Source organism: Streptomyces deccanensis, from assembly GCF_022385335.1.
Taxonomy (GTDB): Bacteria; Actinomycetota; Actinomycetes; order Streptomycetales; family Streptomycetaceae; genus Streptomyces; species Streptomyces deccanensis.
This window is the reverse complement of sequence record NZ_CP092431.1, coordinates 8,999,683-9,019,716: the sequence shown is the minus strand read 5'-3', so window position 1 is coordinate 9,019,716 and position 20,034 is coordinate 8,999,683. Positions and strand designations below refer to the sequence as shown.

The 20,034-nt window shown below is 69.8% G+C and carries 14 protein-coding genes; 5 read left to right on the top strand and 9 right to left on the bottom strand.

The window, feature by feature from the left end; translation table 11 throughout:
* Positions 1-40: 40 nt before the first annotated feature.
* From L3078_RS39650 to L3078_RS39635, 4 genes are all read right to left on the bottom strand, one after another.
* On the bottom strand, positions 41-1,387 hold the full coding sequence (locus tag L3078_RS39650; protein WP_239759055.1) for a wax ester/triacylglycerol synthase family O-acyltransferase: 1,347 nt from the start codon (positions 1,385-1,387) through the stop codon (positions 41-43).
* A gap of 177 nt (positions 1,388-1,564) precedes the next feature.
* Positions 1,565-2,785 (bottom strand): glucose-1-phosphate adenylyltransferase, encoded by a 1,221-nt coding sequence (gene glgC / locus L3078_RS39645; RefSeq protein ID WP_239759054.1) that lies wholly within the window; start codon positions 2,783-2,785, stop codon positions 1,565-1,567.
* Positions 2,786-2,840: 55 nt separating this feature from the next.
* Positions 2,841-3,992: a glycogen synthase gene (gene glgA / locus L3078_RS39640; RefSeq protein ID WP_239759053.1), complete on the bottom strand. Its 1,152-nt coding sequence runs from the start codon at positions 3,990-3,992 to the stop codon at positions 2,841-2,843.
* Between the two features lie 122 nt (positions 3,993-4,114).
* Positions 4,115-4,855 (bottom strand): (2Fe-2S)-binding protein, encoded by a 741-nt coding sequence (locus L3078_RS39635; protein ID WP_239759052.1) that lies wholly within the window; start codon positions 4,853-4,855, stop codon positions 4,115-4,117.
* Positions 4,856-5,083: 228 nt separating this feature from the next.
* Here L3078_RS39635 and L3078_RS39630 point away from each other — a divergent pair, with 228 nt between their 5' ends.
* Positions 5,084-6,211, top strand: a complete 1,128-nt coding sequence (locus L3078_RS39630) for a DMT family transporter (protein WP_239759051.1) — start codon at positions 5,084-5,086, stop codon at positions 6,209-6,211.
* A 46-nt stretch (positions 6,212-6,257) separates the two neighbouring features.
* Here the strand turns inward: L3078_RS39630 and L3078_RS39625 are convergent, their stop codons facing one another.
* A complete protein-coding gene (locus L3078_RS39625) occupies positions 6,258-7,409 on the bottom strand; it encodes a transglycosylase family protein (RefSeq protein WP_239759050.1) in 1,152 nt (383 codons plus the stop codon).
* 333 nt (positions 7,410-7,742) lie between these two features.
* On the opposite strand from L3078_RS39625, the gene gndA reads away from it, so the two are divergent.
* A complete protein-coding gene (gndA, locus tag L3078_RS39620; RefSeq protein ID WP_184902295.1) occupies positions 7,743-9,182 on the top strand; it encodes an NADP-dependent phosphogluconate dehydrogenase in 1,440 nt (479 codons plus the stop codon).
* Between the two features lie 558 nt (positions 9,183-9,740).
* Here the strand turns inward: gndA and L3078_RS39615 are convergent.
* From L3078_RS39615 to L3078_RS39600, 4 genes are all read right to left on the bottom strand, one after another.
* Entirely contained in the window at positions 9,741-10,085 is a 345-nt protein-coding gene (locus L3078_RS39615; RefSeq protein ID WP_239759049.1) for a GNAT family N-acetyltransferase, read from the bottom strand.
* Positions 10,086-10,133: 48 nt separating this feature from the next.
* Positions 10,134-10,553, bottom strand: coding sequence for an aspartate 1-decarboxylase (gene panD, locus L3078_RS39610; RefSeq protein WP_239759048.1), 420 nt, complete (start codon positions 10,551-10,553; stop codon positions 10,134-10,136).
* 789 nt (positions 10,554-11,342) lie between these two features.
* Positions 11,343-12,719 (bottom strand): RICIN domain-containing protein, encoded by a 1,377-nt coding sequence (locus L3078_RS39605; RefSeq protein ID WP_239759047.1) that lies wholly within the window; start codon positions 12,717-12,719, stop codon positions 11,343-11,345.
* A 31-nt stretch (positions 12,720-12,750) separates the two neighbouring features.
* Positions 12,751-14,181, bottom strand: coding sequence for an endo-1,4-beta-xylanase (locus L3078_RS39600; RefSeq protein WP_239759046.1), 1,431 nt, complete (start codon positions 14,179-14,181; stop codon positions 12,751-12,753).
* An 847-nt stretch (positions 14,182-15,028) separates the two neighbouring features.
* On the opposite strand from L3078_RS39600, the gene L3078_RS39595 reads away from it, so the two are divergent.
* From L3078_RS39595 to L3078_RS39585, 3 genes are all read left to right on the top strand, one after another.
* Positions 15,029-16,507, top strand: a complete 1,479-nt coding sequence (locus L3078_RS39595; RefSeq protein ID WP_239759045.1) for a non-reducing end alpha-L-arabinofuranosidase family hydrolase — start codon at positions 15,029-15,031, stop codon at positions 16,505-16,507.
* Positions 16,508-16,839: 332 nt separating this feature from the next.
* Positions 16,840-17,763, top strand: coding sequence for an LLM class F420-dependent oxidoreductase (locus tag L3078_RS39590; RefSeq protein WP_239759044.1), 924 nt, complete (start codon positions 16,840-16,842; stop codon positions 17,761-17,763).
* Positions 17,764-18,285: 522 nt separating this feature from the next.
* Positions 18,286-19,899: an MFS transporter gene (locus L3078_RS39585; RefSeq protein WP_239759043.1), complete on the top strand. Its 1,614-nt coding sequence runs from the start codon at positions 18,286-18,288 to the stop codon at positions 19,897-19,899.
* Positions 19,900-20,034 lie beyond the last annotated feature (135 nt).

Below are 20,034 nucleotides of genomic sequence, written 5' to 3'. Positions count from 1 at the left end.
GGATGGGACGGGTAGGGGCGGCGGGGGCGTGAGACGGGTGTCAGGGTTCACATGCCGCCAGCAGGTCGCGCACCTCCCGGACGACCGCCCCGGACAGCCGGTCCAGGTCCGGGACGGCCTCCGCGTCGGCGACGAGGCCGTAGTGGACACTCCCCCGGTACGTGGAGACGGCCACGGCGAGCGACTGCCCATGAGCGAGCGGAGCGAGGGGGTAGATCTCGGCGAGCGGGCAGCCCCCGAGCCGCAGCCCGAGACTGGGCAACGGGACGCTGGTGACGAGGATGTCGAACCACAGACGCGCCGCCTGGCTGACCAGCGGCCCTCCGAGCCGGTGCCCGAGCGGCAACACATGGTCGGCGAGCAGGGCCACCGCGCCCGCGCCCCGGTTCGGCCCCGCCTCCTTGTTGCGGTCCATCGCCGCCCGCACCGTACGCAGCCGCCGCAGCGGATCCGGATCGTCGACGGGCAGTTTCATCAGGTATCCGGAGAGCCGGTTGCCCTGCGGGTGCGCCGTGCGGGGCCGGCGCTTGGAGACGGGGATCAGCGCCCGGGGCGCGACCCCGTCGCTGCCGTCCCCGCGCTCGTCCAGCCACCGCCGCAGCGCCCCCGCCACGACCGCGATGAGGACGTCGTTGACGGTGCCGCCGACGGTCTTGCGGATCCGGTGCACGTCGTCGAGGTCCACGAGGACCCCGGCGGTGCGACGGGTGCCGCTGGCCTCGGAGGTCAGCGCGGCCGGGGAACGGGCCCCGAGGCTCGCGTCGAGCGTGGTGCGGGCGACGGAGGCGCCGATGTCGAGGGCGCGCCCGAGGTCGGAGAGGGTGCCTCTGACCAGGTCGGGGAGTTTGCGCACGTCGCGGAGGAGACCGCGGGGCGGCTCGGCGGGGCGCGGTCGGGGCGCGGGCATGTCGATGGGGTCCATGACGGCCGCGGCGAGCGTCAGCGCCCGCAGTCCGTCGGCGAGGGCGTGGTGGAACTTGAACAGCACGGCGAAGGAGGTGCCGTCCGCCCCCGGCAGCACGTGCGCCTCCCATGGCGGCCGGCCGCGCTCCAGCGGGCGTTCCATCAGCCGTCCGGCCACCGTGTGGAAGTCGGCGACCGGCGCGTGCAGCCGTACGTGGTCGAAGGGCTCGAAGTCGGCGACGGGCTCCCGGGTCGCGCCGCCGAACGCCAGGGGCAGCCGGACGTCCGGGAACCACACGTCCCGGATCCGCATCCGCAGCGCCGGCACCGCGGCGGACCGCGTGGCGAGCAGCTCGGCGGCATGGGCGCCCGCGGTGGGCGAGTTCGCCGTGAAGACGCCGAGGGCGGCCAGGTGCATGGGGTGTTGGGCGGACTCGATGTTCCAGAACGCAAGGTCGAGGGGGGCGAGCAGGTCAGGAGTCAAGGGCTTGCCTCGCGTCGACGACGGGTGAGTCGGTAGTCAATCGCTGTTGGCCGATTACGGTCAAGTACGATCAAGCTACGCACAGTTAACAACAGATTAAGTCCCGCCCTTAAAGAAAGGCGGGACTCATGCGACATCTGTGTGCACTCCGGTCACCCTGAAGGGCTAGGCCCTGCCCTAGGACACCTGCTGCCCCTTGCCCAACGCGATCACCCCGCCCCGGGAGACGGTGTACAGCTCGGCGTCTTTTTCGGGGTTGACTCCGATGGTGGCACCCGGAGGCACCTGGACGTTCTTGTCGAGCACCGCGCCCCGGACGACCGCGCCCCGCCCGATGTGGACGTTGTCGTGCAGGACCGAGCCCTGGACGACCGCGCCCGGGTCCACGACGACCCCCGGGGAGAGGACGGACCGCGTCACCTGGCCCCGTATCAGACAGCCCGCGCTGATGATCGACTCGCTGGCGATGCCGCCCGCGTTGAAGCGGGCCGGGGAGAGCTGGCCGGAGCTGGTGTAGATGGGCCAGCTGCGGTTGAAGAGGTTGAAGGCGGGGCGCTCGGCGATCAGGTCCATATGGGCGTCGTAGTAGGCGTCGAGGGTGCCGACGTCCCGCCAGTAGCCCTGGTCACGGGTGGTCTCGCCGGGTACGTGGTTGGCGCTGAAGTCGTAGAGCTGGGCCTCGCCCCGGTCGGTGAGCTGGGGCAGGATCGAGCCGCCCATGTCGTGGACGGAGTCCTCGTCCTCCGCGTCCCGCTGGAGCGCCTCCACCAGGGCCTTGGTGGTGAAGATGTAGTTGCCCATCGAAGCGAACACGCATTCGGGGTCGTCGATCAGGCCCGGCGGGTCGGACGGCTTCTCCAGGAAGCGTTCGACGGTCCGGCCGTCGGAGCCGGGCGTGATCACGCCGAAGGACGGCGACTCCGCGCGCGGCACCCGGATCCCGGCCACCGTCACGCCCGCGCCACCCTCGATGTGCTGTGCCAGCATCTGGCGGGGGTCCATGCGGTAGACGTGGTCGGCGCCGAACACGGCCACGTACTCGGGCTGTTCGTCGTGGACCAGGTTCAGGGACTGCAGGAGCGCGTCGGCGCTGCCCAGGTACCAGCGCGGGCCGAGCCGCTGCTGGGCCGGGACCGGGGTGACGTAGTTGCCCAGCAGGCTCGACATCCGCCAGGTCGTCGTGATGTGCCGGTCCAGCGAATGCGACTTGTACTGCGTGAGCACGCAGATGCGCAGGATGTCCGCGTTGACGAGATTGGAGAGAACGAAATCCACCAGGCGGTACGTGCCGCCGAAAGTCACCGCCGGTTTCGCGCGGTCGGCCGTGAGGGGCATCAGCCTCTTGCCCTCACCGCCCGCCAGTACGATTCCCAGCACCGAAGGTCCACCGCGCCGCATCCCGCCGCCCCTCTACGCCCGGTCGTGCCGAACGCTGATCCTGACTGCCCTGTGACTACCCCTGTTTGAGGACTTCCTCGTAAAGCCGGACCGTCCGCCGGGCGACCGCGTCCCAACCGAACTCCCGCACCGCGCGCTCCCGGCCGGCCTCGCCCAGCCGGGCGGCCGTCGCGGGATCGGCGAGCACGGAGTCCAGGGCTCGGGCCAACCCGTTCTCGAAGTCGTCCCCGCTCGGCACGAGCAGGCCGGTGACGCCGTCCTCCACGACTTCCGGGATACCGCCCACCCGCGACGCCACCACGGCCGTACCGCAGGCCATGGCCTCCAGGTTGACGATGCCGAGCGGCTCGTACACCGACGGGCAGACGAACACGGCCGCGTGGGTCAGGAGCTGGATCACGTCCGGGCGCGGCAGCATCTGCGGGATCCAGAACAGACCCTCGCGGACGCGGCTCAGCTCCGCGAAGAGGTCCCGGAACTCCTGGTCGATCTCCGGGGTGTCGGGCGCGCCCGCGCAGAGCACGACCTGTGCGGCCGGGTCGATGTCCCGTACGGCCCGCAGCAGATGAGGCACGCCCTTCTGCCGGGTGATGCGGCCGACGAACAGGACGTACGGGCGGGCGGGGTCGACGCCGATCCGGTCGAGGACGTCCGTGCCGTGATCCGGCCGGTAGAGCGAGGTGTCGATGCCGTTGTGCACGACGTGGAGCCGTGCCGGGTCCAGGGCGGGGTAGCAGCCGAGGATGTCGTCGCGCATGGCGCCGGAGACGGCGATCACCGCGTCGGCGGACTCGATCGCGGTGCGCTCGGCCCAGCTGGACAGGGCGTAGCCGCCGCCCAGTTGCTCGGCCTTCCAGGGGCGCAGCGGCTCCAGCGAGTGGGCGGTCATCACATGGGGGACGCCGTGCAGCAGCTTGCCGAAGTGACCGGCGAGGTTGGCGTACCAGGTATGGGAGTGGACCAGTTCGCGGCCTTCGAGGCCGGCGGCGATGGCGAGGTCCACGGAGAACGTGCGCAGCGCGTCGTTGGCGCCGTCGAGCGCGGACCAGGGCCGGTGGCGTACGACACCGCCGGCGGCGCCCTCGCCCCAGCAGTGCACGTCCAGGTCGACCAGGGACCGCAACTCGTGGGCGAGGAACTCGACATGGACGCCCGCGCCACCGTAGACGTCGGGCGGATACTCCCGGGTCAGCAGGCCGACTCGCACCCGGAACCCCCTGTCTCAGCGGCTGGTTCCCACATGGTCACCCAGAAGGGTCGGTTGCGGAAGACCACGATGTTGGCGCGGGCGCACGCCCGGGGGTCGGGCAGCGCGGACCGGGGGCGTGGTCAGGCGCGAGGACCGCGGCGGGAGCGGGTGCCGGGCGGCCGGTCGAAGCAGCAGTCGCCGCACAGCCCGCCGTCCGGCAGCCGGTAGTACAGGCAGCAGCTGCGGCGGCGACGGGTGACCGGGTCGAGCGTGCCGGTCAGGGTGGGGTGCGCGAACAGGTCGGTGGCGGCGGCACGGGCCCGACTCGCCGCCTCCGTACGGCCGTTGGCCGCCGTCCAGCGGTCGATCTGGCGCACGGCCCCCATCAGCGCGGAGGCCACGTTTCCCCACAACAGGCGCTCGGAGAGCCCCAGTTGAGCGCGCAGGGACGCCGCCAGCGGTACGAGGTGGCCGTCCCGAACGATCTCGCCGATCCGTTCGGCGGGCAGGCCGCGCACCTCGGCCAGCCACAGCTCGTCCGGGGCGCTCGCGTCGGCGTCCCAGCGCAGGAGACGGGGGTCGAGGTCGGGGACGCGCCCGTACAGGGCGACCGACCCCAGGGTCACCGACCACAGGCGCGCGGCGAAGCCGAGGTGGGCGATGGACGCGGCCACGCGCGGCTCGGGCGCCCGCAGACTCCGCGCGACCTTCCGGACACGGAAAATTACGGGATTCGCGTAAACCTCCTGTTTCACATCGGCATCCCGTGCCGCGTACGCCTCCGCCAGGGTGGGCGGCTCGCCGTGCGCCGGTCGTCCCGTGCGTAGTACGAAGAAGCCGCCGAGGGCCGAGAGGGCGGTGAGGCCTGGGTCGTGATCCACGAGGACGAGTAGTACCAGGGCACGGCTACGTCTTCGGGCGGCGGCATGCACCCCGTGTCGCCCCCCTGGGGTATGACGACGGGACCCTCGTACTCCAACGGCAGTAGGACCTATTGAGTGCTCAGGTACGACGACGCGGAGGCGTATCGGAGGCATCGTGGTCACCATGAAAGCCGAGCGTTCACCGCGCCGGGCCGGGAGCCCCCGCACCGCGCTGAGGAGCCGCACATGAGCGCCCTCGCGTTGTCCGTCCTGCTGTCGTTCGTCTCCGCCGTGGCCTACGCGGGCGGGGCGATCGTCCAGGAGCGAGTCGCGGTGTCCTCCTCCGGCCAGTCCTACGCACCGCTGCGCCGGCCGGTCTGGTGGGCCGCCGTGGGACTGAACGGCCTCGGCGGCCTGCTGCACGTGGTGGCCCTCGCCTACGGCCCGCTGAGCCTGGTGCAGCCGCTGGGCGCGCTGACCATCGTCTTCGCCCTGCCCATGGCGGCGCTCTTCGTGGGCCGCAGGGCGGGCGCGACGGCCTGGCGGGGCGCGATCATGGCGACGGTGGGTCTGGCGGGCCTGCTGTCCCTGGTCGGCTCGGCCGACGCACAGTCCCTGGACACCGCCCAGCGGGTGCTGGTGGCCGTGGTCAGCGGGGGCGCGGTGGCCGCGCTGATGGTGGCGGGCCACGCGGCGCACCGGCACCCGGCGGTCCGCAGCATCCTGCTCGCGGTCGCCTCCGGTGTCGCGTTCGGCATGTCCTCGGTCTTCACCAAGACAGTCGCCGTCGACTGGACGGACGGCGTCACGCTCTCCGACCTGCCGACCCTCGCCCTCATCGGTGCCTTCGCGACGGCCGGTCTGCTGCTGTCCCAGGCCGCGTACCGGGGCGGCGGCCTGACGGCCCCGCTCGCCACGCTGACCGTGGTGAACCCGGTGGTGGCGGCCGCGGTCGGCATCACGATGTTCGGCGAGACGTTCCGCTACGGCACGACCGGCACCCTGCTCGCACTGGGCTGCGGTGTCGTCGCGGCGGGTGGCCTGATCCTGCTGACCACCGAGCGGCTCGCCGACGAGGTACGGGCGGACGGGGCCGGCGAAGGCGCGACCGTCACGACCGCCGACCGGGACTCCCTGGCCCTGGAGGAGCTGCTCGCGGGGCTTCCGCGCCAGACCGCCGGGACCGCCGGGGTGCCGGACACCGGGGACGCGATCGGACTGGAGCAGCGTGTGGTCGTACCGGCGCCGTTCCTGGCCAGGAGCGCGGCGGACGAGGAGGGAACCCCGCACGGACTGCTGCCGCTGCCCTTCCAGGATGAGCTGTATGTGCCCAGGGCACTCCTCGATCGGCATCGCGACCGCGTGAAATCCTGAGCGGGAGGCCCGGACCGGGCCTCCCGCACCACGTCAGGCCGCCACGTCAGATCCGAACCCCTCCCGCCCGCAGATAGGCGATCGGATCGATGTCGCTGCCGAAGCCGGGCCCCGTCCGCACCTCGAAGTGCAGATGCGGGCCCGAGCTGTTGCCCGTGGAACCGGAGCGGCCTATGCGCTGTCCGGCGCTCACGTTCTGCCCGGTCTTCACGGAGATCGCCGAGAGGTGGGCGTACTGCGAGTACCGGCCGTCGGTGTGCCGGATCACCACCTGGTAGCCGAAGGAGCCGCCCCAGCCCGAGGTGACCACCTCGCCGGCGGCCACGGACTTGACCGTGCTGCCGGTCGACACGGGGAAGTCGACGCCCGTGTGGTAGCCCTTCGACCAGGAGGAGCCCGAAGCGCGGTACGGCGTGCCGAGGGAGGCGCTCACGGGGGCGACGAGGGACGCCGACTCCTGCCGCTTCTCGGAGGCCTGCTGCTTCTGTTGCTTCTGCTGCTTCTGTTGTTTCTTCTCCTGCTTCTTTTCTTGTTTCTTCTCCTGCTCGGCCTCTTGCTTCGGTTCCTGCTTGTGGTCCTGCTTCTGGCCGGCCGTGTTCAGGCTCAGGCGCTGGCCAGGGATTATCACGTTCGGGTCGGAGCCTATGGTCGAGCGGTTGGCCGCGTAGAGCTTGCGCCAGCCGCCCCTGACGTCCTGGGAGTCGGCGATCTCGGAGAGGGTGTCGCCGCGGACCACCGTGTACATCTCGACCTTGCCGGCCTGCGACTGAGGGGTGGTCTGGGGCTTCACGTCCTCGATCTGGCGGGTCGGCCCGCCGCCGCCACGGGTGAGGCCCGCGCGCTCCGAGCAGACGGGCCAGGCGTCGGGCCCTTGTCCGTCGAGGACCTTCTCGGCGATCGCGATCTGCTGTTCCTTGGTGGCCAGGTCCGCGCGGGCGGCGTACGCCGTGCCGCCGAAGGCCTCCCAGGTGGACTGGCTGAACTGCAGGCCGCCGTAGTAGCCGTTGCCGCTGTTGATGTTCCAGTCGTTGGTGGACTCACAGGCCGCGACCTTGTCCCAGGTCTCGACATCGGCCGCTTCCGCGACACCGGTGCCGATCAGCGGGAGCGCCATGCCCGCGCCGCCCGCCGTGACGGTGAGTGAGGCGCGGTTGATCCTGTTCGGTTGGTACCGCCGGTGCCGACCGCGTACGGCCATGGAGTATCCCCCTCGCCTATGCAGTGAGCCGCAAAAGTAAGCGCCGCGAACCGGCCAGGACAAGACGAAAATTCAGCCGCTCCCGTCCCGCGAGTGGCGGGTAAGCGACCTGCTCCGGCGCATAAGTGCGCCCGTCCGGCGCGCGAGTGACCAGGGACGGCGCGCAATGCGTCGGGTTGCGCGCCCCATTGAGGCAGGTAGGGCCCTTCCTGCGTACTCAAGCCCGGCAGGCCGCGCAGTGCGGACGGGGCCGGTGCACGTCAGGATGGCCGGAAGGACAATACTGATGCAGGAACGGCACCACCGATATCAGGATCCATAGGAGCCAACCGTATGAGCACTTCAGCCCAGATCGGCGTCACCGGCCTCGCGGTCATGGGGAGCAACCTCGCCCGCAACTTCGCCCGCAACGGCTACACGGTCGCGGTCCACAACCGCTCCGCGGCGAAGACCCACGCGCTGATCAAGGAGCACGGGCACGAGGGCGACTTCATCGCGGCCGAGACCGCCAAGGACTTCGTCCAGGCGCTGGAGCGCCCCCGGCGTCTGGTCGTCATGGTGAAGGCGGGCGGCCCGACGGACGCGGTGATCGAGGAGTTCGCACCGCTCCTGGAGCCCGGCGACATGATCATCGACGGTGGCAACGCGCACTTCGCCGACACCCGCCGCCGTGAGGCCGCACTGCGCGAGCAGGGCATCCACTTCGTCGGCGCGGGCATCTCCGGCGGCGAGGAGGGCGCGCTCAACGGGCCGAGCATCATGCCCGGCGGCCCGGTCGAGTCGTACGACTCCCTCGGCCCGATGCTGGAGAAGATCTCCGCGAAGGCAGCCGACGGCGCGCCCTGTGTCACGCACGTCGGTCCGGACGGCGCCGGGCACTTCGTGAAGATGGTGCACAACGGCATCGAGTACGCCGACATGCAGCTGATCGGCGAGGCCTACCAGCTGCTGCGCGACGTGGCCGGCTACACCCCCGCGCAGATCGCCGAGATCTTCCGCACCTGGAACACCGGGCGCCTCGACTCGTACCTGATCGAGATCACCGCCGAGGTGCTGGCGCACGTGGACGCGGCCACCGGCAAGCCGTTCGTCGACGTGGTCGTCGACCAGGCCGAGCAGAAGGGCACCGGCCGCTGGACCGTGCAGATCGCGCTGGACCTGGGCGTTCCGGTCTCCGGCATCGCCGAGGCCGTCTTCGCGCGCTCCCTGTCGGGCCACGCCGCGCTGCGCGACGCCTCGCGTTCGCTGGCCGGCCCGAAGGCCACCCCGCTCAGCGCGGCCGAGGCCGGCGCCTTCGCCGACCGGGTCGAGCAGGCGCTGTACGCCTCCAAGATCGTGTCGTACACGCAGGGCTTCCACGAGATCGACGCCGCCCGCGACGAGTACGACTGGAACATCGACCTGGGCAAGGTCGCGTCGATCTGGCGGGGCGGCTGCATCATCCGCGCGGCCTTCCTCGACCGGATCCGCGCGGCGTACGACGCCCGCCCCGACCTGCCGAGCCTGCTCTCCGACGAGACGTTCGCCCAGGAGATCGCGGCGGCGCAGGACGACTGGCGCGAGGTGCTGGTCGCCGCGACGCGGCAGGGCGTGCCGACCCCCGGGTTCGCGGCGGCGCTGGCGTACTACGACGCGCTGCGTGCCGAGCGGCTGCCCGCCGCGCTCACGCAGGGGCAGCGGGACTTCTTCGGCGCGCACACGTACCGCCGGGTGGACCGCGAGGGCTCGTTCCACACGCTGTGGGGGCAGGGGCGCGGCGAGGTCGAGGCCTGAGCCTGAGGGTGCCTGAGGGTTCCTGAGGGGGTGGGGGCGCCGATCGGTCGGCGGCCACGGGTTGCCCGTGGCCGGTCGCGGCTTGTCGGTGGCCGGTCGCGGCTTGTCGATGGCCGGTCGCGCTATCGCGGCGGGGCCGCGTATGTGACGCCCCGCGCCCCTGACTCTGTCGTTGCGGCCCGGCGTGGAAATGTCCACGCCGGGCCGCACTTCTTTTCCCTCTCTGTGCCTACGAGCCCTACGCGCCCTACGACCCCTACGACAGCGGGCCCGGCCTCGGTTCACCGGGGACGGGGTCCGGGCCCGGCGGGTTGGGCACGGGGTCCGGGTCGGGGGTGGGGACGGGGTCGGGGAACGGGGGCGGTGGGAAGGGTTCCGGTCGGTCGGGGCCCGGGCCCGGGGTGGGGCCGGGCTTCACGGGGTCCGGGTCGGGGTGTGTCATCACGTCCTCCAGCCATGGGTACGTCGGCCATGGACCTGTGCCACGGGTACCCGTCGCCCGCGCGGCCACTCACCCGGTCGGCCGCGCCGCCCCGCCCCTCCTCGCCCGCCGGTCGCTCAGAAGCCCTCGGGGTGGGCGATCAGCCAGTCCTTCGCGGCCCGCAGCAGCTCTGGATCCGCGGCGGGGGCCTCGTCGGGGTGGCGTTCGGCCCACTTCACGACGTACGGGCACAGCGGGGCGACGACGGCGCCCTCGCGGGCCGCGATGCCGTACAGCTCGCGGGCCAGCGAGCCCGCGACGCCCTGCCCCTCGTACGCGGGCTCGACGATCGTGTGGACCGGGACGAGCGCGTCCTGCGGGGAGGCGAGGACGAAGTACTGGATGTGACCTGCCCGTTCGTCGCCGGCGAAGGCCTCCAGTCGGCCGGCCGCCCGGTCGTCGCGGATCTGTACGTCGCTCATGGGACTCCTCGCGTGCGGATCGGAGATGCCGGGCGGCTGCCCGAGACCTCAGACGGTGGCGGCCTGCGGGCTTCGCCGCTGGTCCGAACCCGGCACCGGCTCGGAGGCGTCCGAACCCAGCGCCACGATCCGGTTGCCCTGGTCCACGTGCACGACCCTGGGCCGCAGGGCGCGGGCCTCGGCGTCGGAGACCTGAGCGTAACTGATGATGATCACCAGATCACCGGGATGGACGAGGTGGGCTGCGGCCCCGTTGATCCCGATCACCCCGGAGCCCCGCTCGCCCTCGATGACGTACGTCTCCAGCCGGGCGCCGTTGGTGATGTCGACGATGTGCACGAGCTCACCCGGCAGCAGGTCGGCGGCGTCGAGCAGCTCGGCGTCGATGGTCACGGACCCGACGTAGTGCAGGTCGGCCTGGGTGACGGTGGCGCGGTGGATCTTGGACTTGAACATGGTGCGCAGCATGTTGGACTCCTGAAGATGGCTCCCTGCCAGCTTTCTGCAGGTCAAGGGCGCCCAACACTGTACATGGTCCTGCCTTCGACTCGAAGACCTCCAAGAAGATCATGTATTGCTACGACCTAGCTTCCCGCCTGCGCATTTCCGCGCCGTCTAGGCTGTCGGGGAGCCTCCGAGCAGGCGTGTGCGCGAAGCGCCGCATGGACTGATGCTGAGCTGATGCCGACTTGCCTGACGCTGCATCAGGCAGTGCGTGAATCGGAAATCTTCGGCCCGTCCGGAGGCGATCTGACCTCGGCCTGCCGGTTCACGGGTTCTGACCGTTCGCCGACGGTTACCGGAAGGCTCCGGGCTTCCTCGGTACGGGCCTGATACACGACCGGCGCCAGGCCCACACCTTGTACTGATCAGCGAAGTACAAGACGAGAACATCCGCGATGAGGCCAGCACACTGCGCTGGCTGGAGCGGATAGATACCCCACGGCATGGCCACGGTGTTGTGCGCCGCGCTGTCTCCGCTCCTGAAGCACACTCAGCAGGGACATATGGGTGGCGTAGGGCACGCCGGTCTCGACGAGAACGGTCTTGTCCGGACCGGGGAACGGCCCGCCTGTATGCAGTGTCTCCGCCGCCCACCGGGTCCGTGTCGGTTGGGTGCTCTCCCGCCGCCTCGGATTCGTCTTCAGCTCGTGGAGTATGTACGAACGCCACGTCTCCCAGGGGCTGTTCGGCCGTGACCAAACGGGGTGGAGCCAGGATCATCCTCATCCTGGCTCCACCCCGTGATGCGGGGTGTCACTGGAACTGTGCGAAGAACCTCCAGATCTCTGCTTTGGTCCAGGTGGTGACGCCGCTTTCGCCGGTGGAGCCGTCGACCGGGCCGGGTATGTGGCCTCCGTCGAACGCGGCCCACTGGACCGGGTATCCGGCACGGCAGCCCGAGTAGGTGGTGGTGATGTGCGTTCGGCTGCCCGGCCCGGGCTCGCGCGGGCTCTGGGGGTTGCAGCCGTTGTTGCTGACGAACTTGTCGCGCAGGGACCGTCCTTGCCCGATGTTGAGGACGTTGTCGCTGATGCCGTGGATTCCGAAGTAGGCGATGGGCTGGGTGCCGCCACTGCATCCGCTGATCTGGGCGCCGGATATGACCGCGACGGCCCTGAAGACGTTCGCCCGGCTGCATGCGAGTGCGTAGCTCATACCGCCGCCCCAGCTGAATCCCGTGGCGAAACGCTGTGCCGGGTTGACACAGAGGCCGCTCTCGATGCGCCGGATCATGTCGTCGACGAAGGTGATGTCCTCACCGCCCGCATTGGCCCAGCCGTTGCCGAGGCCCTGGGGGGCGACGAGGATCGCACTGTTGTTCGACTGTTCCTGTTGGCCGTAGTAGGACCAGGCGTTCCCGCTCATGCCGCCCGAGGCGACCTCGCCTGCGGTTCCACCCCGCCAGTGGAATGCGAAGATCAGCCGGTAGCGGTGGCTGTTGTCGTAGTTGGCGGGAACCCTGAGGATGAAGCTGCGGCTCTTGCCGCCGCTCTGCATCGTGTGCGTACCGCTCGCCAGAGTCGGGGCGCTGCCGCAGCCGCCACCGCCACCGCCACCGGACGACAGCTTGACCATCTGCCACTGCTGGTTGGCGCCGCCCCAGTCGGTGTACTGGACGACGTTGCCGCCGTCGGCGGTGGAGGCGCCCTGGATCTCCACCGCCTTGTTGCTGGTGCGGTTGATCAGCCGGACATGGCCCGCGTCGGAGTCGGCCAGGCGGAACTGCTGGTTGGCCCCGTTGTGGTCGGCCCACTGCTGGATGGCGGCACCGTCGGCGGTCGAGGCGCCGGCCACGTCGAGAACCTTGTCCGAATGCCGGGCCTTGAGGCGGTAGAAGCCACCGCCGGAGTCCACGAACTGCCACTGCTGGTTGGTACCGTCGCTGCGCGTCCACTGGCCGACCCGCGCGCCGTCGGCGGTGGACGCGCCGGAGACGTCCAGCGCCTTGCCGCTGTTGCGATTGACCAGGACGTACCAGGCATTGGTGTCCACCGTCGCCGCCTCGGCGGGTGCCGGATTCACCGCGGTGAGCATGCCGATCGCGAGGGTCCCCGCCACCACTGCGGCGACCCGGGACCACCAGCGATGTCGTCGTGGAGGGGCGGGGGAAGCCGCACCGTAGGTCTTCATCGATTCACCCTTTCGTCTGTGGCAGGTCCCATCAGGTGCGGGTCCAGCGCTGGTTGCTGCTGTTCGAGCAGGAGTAGAGCTGGATCAGGGTGCCGTTGGCCGTGCCGCCCGCGACGGCGTCGAGGCAGAGGCCGGACTGGACGCCGACGATGGATCCGTCGGAGTTGAGGCGCCATTTCTGGTTGTCGCCGCCCCAGCAGCTGTAGATCTGGACTTTGGTGCCGTTGCCGGTGCCGGCGGCGTCCAGGCACTTGTTGCCGTAGACCCTGAGTTCGCCGGCGGCGGTGTGCGTCCACTGCTGGTTGGTGCCGTTGTGGCAGTCCCACAGGTGGAGCTGGGTGCCGTCAGTGGTACTGGTGCCGGGCACGTCCAGGCAGCGGCCCGACCCGACGCTCTTGATCTGTCCGGAACCCGGAGGGGGCGTGGAGGAGCCGCCGTTGAGTGCGTTGAGGACGGCGGTGTAGGCGGGCTTCTTGCTGCCGTCGTTGTTGAACAGCAGCGGTGTGTGCTGCGGCCGCCAGGAGTCGCTGTCGCGCACGCCCCAGACGGTGATGCCCAGGCAGCGCGGGACGGCCAGGCAGTCGTTGGTCACGTTGGCGTAGGTCGTGGCCGAGGCGCCCTGGATGTCGAGTTCGGTGATGGCCACGTCCACGCCGAGGGCGGCGAAGTTCTGCAGGGTGGTGCGGAAGTTGCTGTTGTAGGGGCTGTCGTTGTTGAAGTGGGCCTGGAAGCCGACGCAGTCGATCGGTACGCCGCGCTGCTTGAAGTCCCGGACCATGTTGTACATGGCCTGGGTCTTGGCCCAGGTCCAGTTCTCGACGTTGTAGTCGTTGTAGCAGAGCTTGGCGGCCGGGTCGGCGGCGCGCGCGGTGCGGAAGGCGACCTCGATCCAGTCGTTGCCGGTGCGCTGCAGGTTGGAGTCGCGCCGGGCTCCCGAACTGCCGTCGGCGAACGCCTCGTTCACGACGTCCCACTGGGCGATCTTGCCCTTGTAGTGGGCCATCACGCCGTTGATGTGGCCGATCATCGCCTGGCGCAGGTTGCTGCCGCTGAGGCTCTGCATCCAGCCGGGCTGCTGGGAGTGCCAGGCCAGGGTGTGACCGCGCACCTGCTTGCCGTTCTGCACCGCCCAGTTGTAGACGCGGTCACCGGCGGTGAAATTGAACTGACCCCGCTGCGGTTCGGTGGCGTCGATCTTCATCTCGTTCTCGGCCGTCACCGAGTTGAACTCGCGGCTCGCGATCGACGTGTACGCCGAGTCGCCCAGCCTGCCCGAGGCGATGGCGGTACCGAAGTAGCGGCCGCTCTGCGCCGCTGCGGCGCCGAGCGTGTTCTCGGCGGAGTGCGCGGTCGGCGGCGCGACCAGTGCGGCGACCGAACCGAGGATGCCGACGACCAGCGCCAACAACAGGGTGCGGATCTTCCGGCGGACAACGGGTCTGGGAAGGACATACGAGCCCATGGCTGTGCCTCCAAGGTAGACATCACGCAAGGACTGAAAGCGCGGGGGGAATGCCTCATCGGCTCCCGCTCGGCAGACGGACGGGGCGGGCGGGCCGGAACCCGGGCAGCACGGAATCGCCGGACACCGCGGTCATGGGACCGGGACGATCTGCAACCGGCACGAGAGGGCACCCGGTCGGCCGTCGGGTGACCTACGGCGGGCGGTGGCTGTGTTTGGACACACGCATGGGGTACTCCATCGCGGCTCGGCCGGGGGATCGTCACGCGGCGCCGCATACCTCTCCAACTGCACGAAGAGCCAGGATGCGCTGGTGCGAACCTCACCGGGACAAAACGGGGTGGCGCAGTGCTTCGGTGCGCGGATCTGCGGTGCGGCAGTGCGTGGATCCGCCGTGCAGCACCGTTTGCTCAGGCGACTTGGTTCGGAATCTCGAACTGCGGCCGGTCGCCCAGAGATGGATGATTGAAGGATTGACTGTGAATCGTCAATCCTCACAGCACAGAAAATTTCCGCTTGTTGATCGAAACATTCGGGATCACGTCGAGCAGGACGCCGACCCATTAGGCGCGGTCGTCGGCGGATGCCGCAGGGCCTGACCGGGCCGGGACCAGGGCAAGTGTGCGGGCACCGCTTGGTCAACATCCCCTCTGCACGGCCCCTTGGAGGAGCTGTTTGTGGACAGATCGGTAAGAGACCTTGACCAAAGGGCCCCGCATTCCTAGCTTGTGGCGTCAAAGAATCGGTGAACTCTTCGAAAGTTTCGAATCTGTCCCCTGCATCCCTCGATACGACCGCTCCTCGGTTCATCGGCGTCACCTCGCCCCGCCCCCAAGGAGGTCCTCTGATGCGGTTTCGCCACCGGCCCCCGGTCCGTCTGAGACACCTACTCGCTGTTCTCGCGCCCTTGCTGCTGATGGCCACCTTCCTCGGTGCCCAGCCCGCCGCCGCGGCGACCGTAGACCCCAACGCCTCGTATGTGCTGGTCAACCGCAACAGCGGCAAAGCCCTTGATGTCTACAACCTGGCGACCAGCGACGGCGCCCGCATCACCCAGTGGACCAGGAACGACCAGAACCAGCAGCTGTGGCAATTCGTCGACTCCGGCGGCGGTAACTACCGCATCAAGTCCCGCCACTCCGGCAAGGTGCTGAGCGTCAACAACGGGTCCACCGCCAACGGCGGCGCGATCGTCCAGTGGACCGACTCGAACAGCACCAACCAGCAGTGGCGGCTGGCCGACAGCTCGGACGGCTACGTGAGGCTCATCGCGCGCCACAGCAACAAAGCCCTCGAGGTACAAGGCGCCTCCACCGCCGACAACGCGAACATCGTCCAGTACGACGACTGGGGCGGCAGCAACCAGCAGTGGCAGTTCGTCAAGGTCGGCGCCGGCAACCCCGGCACGTGCGATCTTCCGTCGACATACCGCTGGACATCGACGGGCGCGCTGGCACAGCCCAAGGCCGGGTGGGCCTCGCTCAAGGACTTCACCGTCGTCCCCTACAACGGCAAGCATCTCGTCTATGCGACGACACACGGCGCCGCGGGAACGGGAGTGGGCTGGGGTTCGATGAACTTCAGCCTGTTCAGCAACTGGCCGGACATGGCCTCGGCCAACCAGAACACGATGTCGAACTCCGTCGTGGCGCCCACGCTCTTCTACTTCGCGCCGAAGAACATCTGGGTGCTCGCCTACCAGTGGGGAGGTGGGAGCGCCTTCTCCTACCGGACGTCGAGCGACCCTTCCAACCCCAATGGCTGGTCCGCACAGCAGGTGCTCTTCTCCGGAAGCATCACCGGCTCCGACACCGGCCCCATCGACCAGACGCTCATCGCTGACGGCCAGAACATGTACCTGTTCTTCGCCGGTGACAACGGCAAGATCTACCGGGCCAGTATGCCGATCGGGAACTTCCCGAGCAGTTTCGGCTCGACCTACACAACGATCATGAGCGACACGAAGAACAACCTGTTCGAAGCCCCGCAGGTCTACAAGCTCCAGGGCCAGAACCGCTACCTCATGATCGTCGAGGCGATCGGCTCGCAGGGCCGCTACTTCCGCTCGTTCACGGCCACAAGCCTGAACGGCTCATGGACACCCCAGGCCGCGACCGAGAGCAACCCCTTCGCCGGCAAGGCCAACAGCGGCGCCACCTGGACCAACGACATCAGCCACGGCGAACTGATCCGCACCAGCGCCGATCAGACCTTCACCGTCGATCCCTGCAACCTGCAGTTCCTCTACCAGGGACGCAACCCCAACTCCGGTGGCGAGTACGGCCACTGGCCCTACCGGCCGGGTCTGCTGACACGGCAGCGCTGACGGCGTGACACGAGTTTGGCTCCGGTAGGGAGCTGACGTGGCGGGCTCGGTTGAAGGCCGAGCCCGCGCATGCCAGGTGACAAACGAAGAACCTGCTGGCAACCGCAGTCCAATCAGGCGGCTTCTCACAGACCGGCATCCAGGATGCGGGCGGCCTTGTTCGGTCAGCTGTCGCCGGGTGTCTCAGGACTCACACTGACCGGCTGGGGCCCTTCCTTCCCTTCATGGCTGGGTACACATGGCTGAGTACACAGGCTTGGTACACATGACCGACAAGAAGCTGTCACACACGGACCGGAATGCGGGTTCGGCCGAAGCCCGTTCTGACTGACATGACTCTTGGAGTAGCGCTCAACGCATCCGACGCGCCGAACCAGGTCGACGCGACCGTCCAACTGGCCCAGGAGGCAGCGGAGTTCGGGCTCACGTCGGCTTGGTTCGGGCAGACCTTCGGCGCGGACTCACCCCAGCTCGCGGCGATCGTCGGGCGGGCGGTCCCCTCACTGCAGGTCGGCACCTCCGCGATCCCCGTCTTCGGCCGCCACCCCCTGCTGGTCTCCAGCCAGGCCCAGACCGCCCAGGCCGCGACCCACGGCCGCTATCACCTCGGTCTGGCACTGGGCACGAAACTGCTGACCGAGACGGGCTTCGGCCTGCCCTTCGACCGGCCCATCGCCCGGCTGCGCGAATTCCTCACCGTCCTACGGCAGTTGACCGAGACCGGCACCGCCGACTTCCACGGCGAGCTGCTCACCGCCACCACACCGATCCCGGCGCGGGTACCGGGTGCCGAGAGCGGTGTGCCCCTGCTCGTCGCCGCGATGGGGCCGCAGGCTCTGCGGGCCAGCGGCGAGCTGGCCGACGGGATCCTGCCCTATCTGGCCGGACCGCGCGCCCTGGCCGACCACATCGTGCCCGCCCTGACCGCCGCGGCCGAGGCCGCGGGCCGTCCCGCGCCCAGGATCGTGGCCCTGGTGCCCGGCGTGGTCACGGACGACGTCGACGCGGTGCGGGCCGAGGCCACCGAGAACCTCGCCTTCTACGAACAGATCCCGTCCTACGCACGCGTCATCGAACTCTCCGGCGGCTGGCGAGCCGCCGACCTGGCCGTGATCGGCGACGAGAAGACAGTCGAGGCCGAGGTACGCCGTTACCGCGACGCCGGCGCCACCGAGGTCGTGTTCTCGACCACCGAGATCGCGGGAGAAGCCGACCGCCGACGCACCTGGCGCCTCCTCGGCGAACTGACCGGCTGACCGGACGTCCGGGCGACCGTCTAGCCGTCTGACTCGCTGACCGGCTGAGTGGTCTGGAGGCCCACGACGCGGCCGACTACGCCGAGTGGCACGCAAGAGGGCAGACCCAGCTCGAGCCCGAGGAGCGCGCCGCGGCCGAGCGAGCCGGCCATGAGCGGCTGTCCGCCCTCCCCGTGCCCCTCAACGGCAAGGAGATCATCGCCCTGCTCGGCCTGCCGCAAGGTCAGACGATAGGGGCGGCCGTCCGCCACCTCCAGCAACTCCCACCTCCACCGCGGCCCCCAGTCCCGCGAAGAAGCCGAAGCGGCGCTGCGCACCTGGGCAGCGGAGCGGGGCTTGGCGCCTGCTCCTTCGGGGCGCGTCGTCGGCGCGGAACCGACGCCCCGCCCCACGGTGCGCAGGGCCTCCCCGCCGGGTGCCATGAACTCGGCCATCGCACAGCGGGCTCGCTCGTGTCCCCCTCTGAAGCAGAATCAGCGAGTCATCTATACGATCGTCCTACACGACCGTATAGTACGGCTCATGGCTACCGATCCGTCACTGAAGGCGACCGGACGGGAGTGGGCCGGTCTCGCCGTGCTGACCCTTCCGGTGCTCCTCATCTCCATGGACATGACCGTCCTGTATTTCGCTCTGCCCTTCCTCAGCGCCGACTTGGAACCGAGCGGCACCCAGCTGCTCTGGATCATGGACATCTACTCGTTCCTGCTGGCCGGCCTGCTCATCACGATGGGTACGCTCGGCGACCGCATCGGCCGCCGGAAGCTGCTCATGCTGGGTGCCGCCGCGTTCGGCGCCGCCTCGGCCGCGGCCGCCATGGCCGACAGCGCCGACATGCTCATCGCGGCAAGGGCCTTACTGGGTGTCGGCGGGGCGACGCTGATGCCCTCGACCCTCTCCCTGATCCGCAGCATGTTCCGCGACGACCAGCAGCGCCGTACCGCCGTCTCCGTGTGGACCGCCGCCCTGGCCGGCGGCGCGGCACTCGGCCCCCTCCTCGGCGGGGCGCTCCTGGAGCACTTCTGGTGGGGCTCCGCGTTCCTGGTCAACGTGCCCGTCATGGTGCTGCTGCTCGTCCTCGGGCCGCTGCTGCTGCCGGAGTTCCGCGACCCCGATCCCGGTGAGTTCGACCTGCTCAGCACCGCGCTCAGCCTCGCAGCCGTACTGCCCGTCATCTACGGCATGAAGAAGATCGCCGAGGACGGCGTGGCGGTCGTCCCGCTGGCGACCATGTGCGTCGGGCTCCTGGTGGGCATCGTGTTCGTGCTGCGCCAGCGCAAGCTCACCCATCCCCTGCTCGATGTGTCGCTGTTCCGGCAGCGCGCCTTCAGCACCTCGGTGGGCACCAACGTCCTGGCGATGTTCGCCATGGTCGGCTTCGGCCTGTTCACCTCGCAGTATCTGCAGCTGGTGTACGGGCTGCGGCCGTGGAGCGCCGGTCTGTGGACCCTGCCGGCCGCCGGCGCGACCATGGTCGGCGCGACCCTCGCCGCCGTCCTCGTGCAGAGCATCCGGCCCGCGTACGTCATCTCCGCCGCGCTCCTGCTCGCCTCGGCCGGGTTCGGGGTCATCGCGCGGGTCGAGGCCGATTCCGAACTCGCCCTCGTCATCACGGGCGCCACGATGATGGCGGCCGGTGTGGGCGTCGTCCTGACGCTCGTCGCCGACCTGATCATCGCCGCCGCGCCACCGGAGCGCGCGGGCTCGGCCTCCGGACTGTCCGAGACCTGCGCCGAGTTCGGTGGCGCTCTCGGTATCGCGGTCCTCGGCAGCATCGGTGCCGCCGTCTACCGCCGGTCCCTGGACGACGACGTGCCGTCGGGGATCCCCGAGGCGGCGAGCGAGGTCGCGCACGAGACGCTGGGCGGGGCCGTGCAGGTCGCCGCGCAGTTGCCGGACGACGTCGCCGAGCTGCTGCTGACGGCGAGCCGGGAGGCGTTCACCGAGGGCATGCGGCTCGCCTCCTACGCGGCGGCCGGAGTGATGTTCGTCGCCGCGGTGCTGGCCGGTCTGATGCTGCGTCATCTGCGGATCGACACGCCGTCGGCCGGGGACCCGCACGCCCCGCCCCCGGCCCCCGCCCCCGCCCCGTGTTCGCGTTCGCAGGGCCACGACGCCAAGCTCCCCACACGCTGAGCGGCGCGCTCCACCGCCCACGCCGACTTGCGCGGGCACCGGCACCGACACCGACACCGGACCCGAGCCCCACCGCTCCGACCTGCCATGATGACTCAAAGTTAGCTCGCGCGCCCGCACGTATGGCCATCGGCC

What these genes read in the sequence shown, in the direction of transcription:
- L3078_RS39585 (WP_239759043.1), top strand. Translation starts at nt 18,286, where the DNA reads ATGGCTACCGATCCGTCACTGAAGGCGACCGGACGGGAGTGGGCCGGT.
- panD (WP_239759048.1), bottom strand. Translation starts at nt 10,553, where the DNA reads ATGCTGCGCACCATGTTCAAGTCCAAGATCCACCGCGCCACCGTCACC.
- L3078_RS39625 (WP_239759050.1), bottom strand. Translation starts at nt 7,409, where the DNA reads ATGGCCGTACGCGGTCGGCACCGGCGGTACCAACCGAACAGGATCAAC.
- L3078_RS39605 (WP_239759047.1), bottom strand. Translation starts at nt 12,719, where the DNA reads ATGAAGACCTACGGTGCGGCTTCCCCCGCCCCTCCACGACGACATCGC.
- L3078_RS39590 (WP_239759044.1), top strand. Translation starts at nt 16,840, where the DNA reads ATGACTCTTGGAGTAGCGCTCAACGCATCCGACGCGCCGAACCAGGTC.
- L3078_RS39630 (WP_239759051.1), top strand. Translation starts at nt 5,084, where the DNA reads ATGAGCGCCCTCGCGTTGTCCGTCCTGCTGTCGTTCGTCTCCGCCGTG.
- glgC (WP_239759054.1), bottom strand. Translation starts at nt 2,785, where the DNA reads ATGCGGCGCGGTGGACCTTCGGTGCTGGGAATCGTACTGGCGGGCGGT.
- L3078_RS39600 (WP_239759046.1), bottom strand. Translation starts at nt 14,181, where the DNA reads ATGGGCTCGTATGTCCTTCCCAGACCCGTTGTCCGCCGGAAGATCCGC.
- L3078_RS39595 (WP_239759045.1), top strand. Translation starts at nt 15,029, where the DNA reads ATGCGGTTTCGCCACCGGCCCCCGGTCCGTCTGAGACACCTACTCGCT.
- L3078_RS39615 (WP_239759049.1), bottom strand. Translation starts at nt 10,085, where the DNA reads ATGAGCGACGTACAGATCCGCGACGACCGGGCGGCCGGCCGACTGGAG.
- gndA (WP_184902295.1), top strand. Translation starts at nt 7,743, where the DNA reads ATGAGCACTTCAGCCCAGATCGGCGTCACCGGCCTCGCGGTCATGGGG.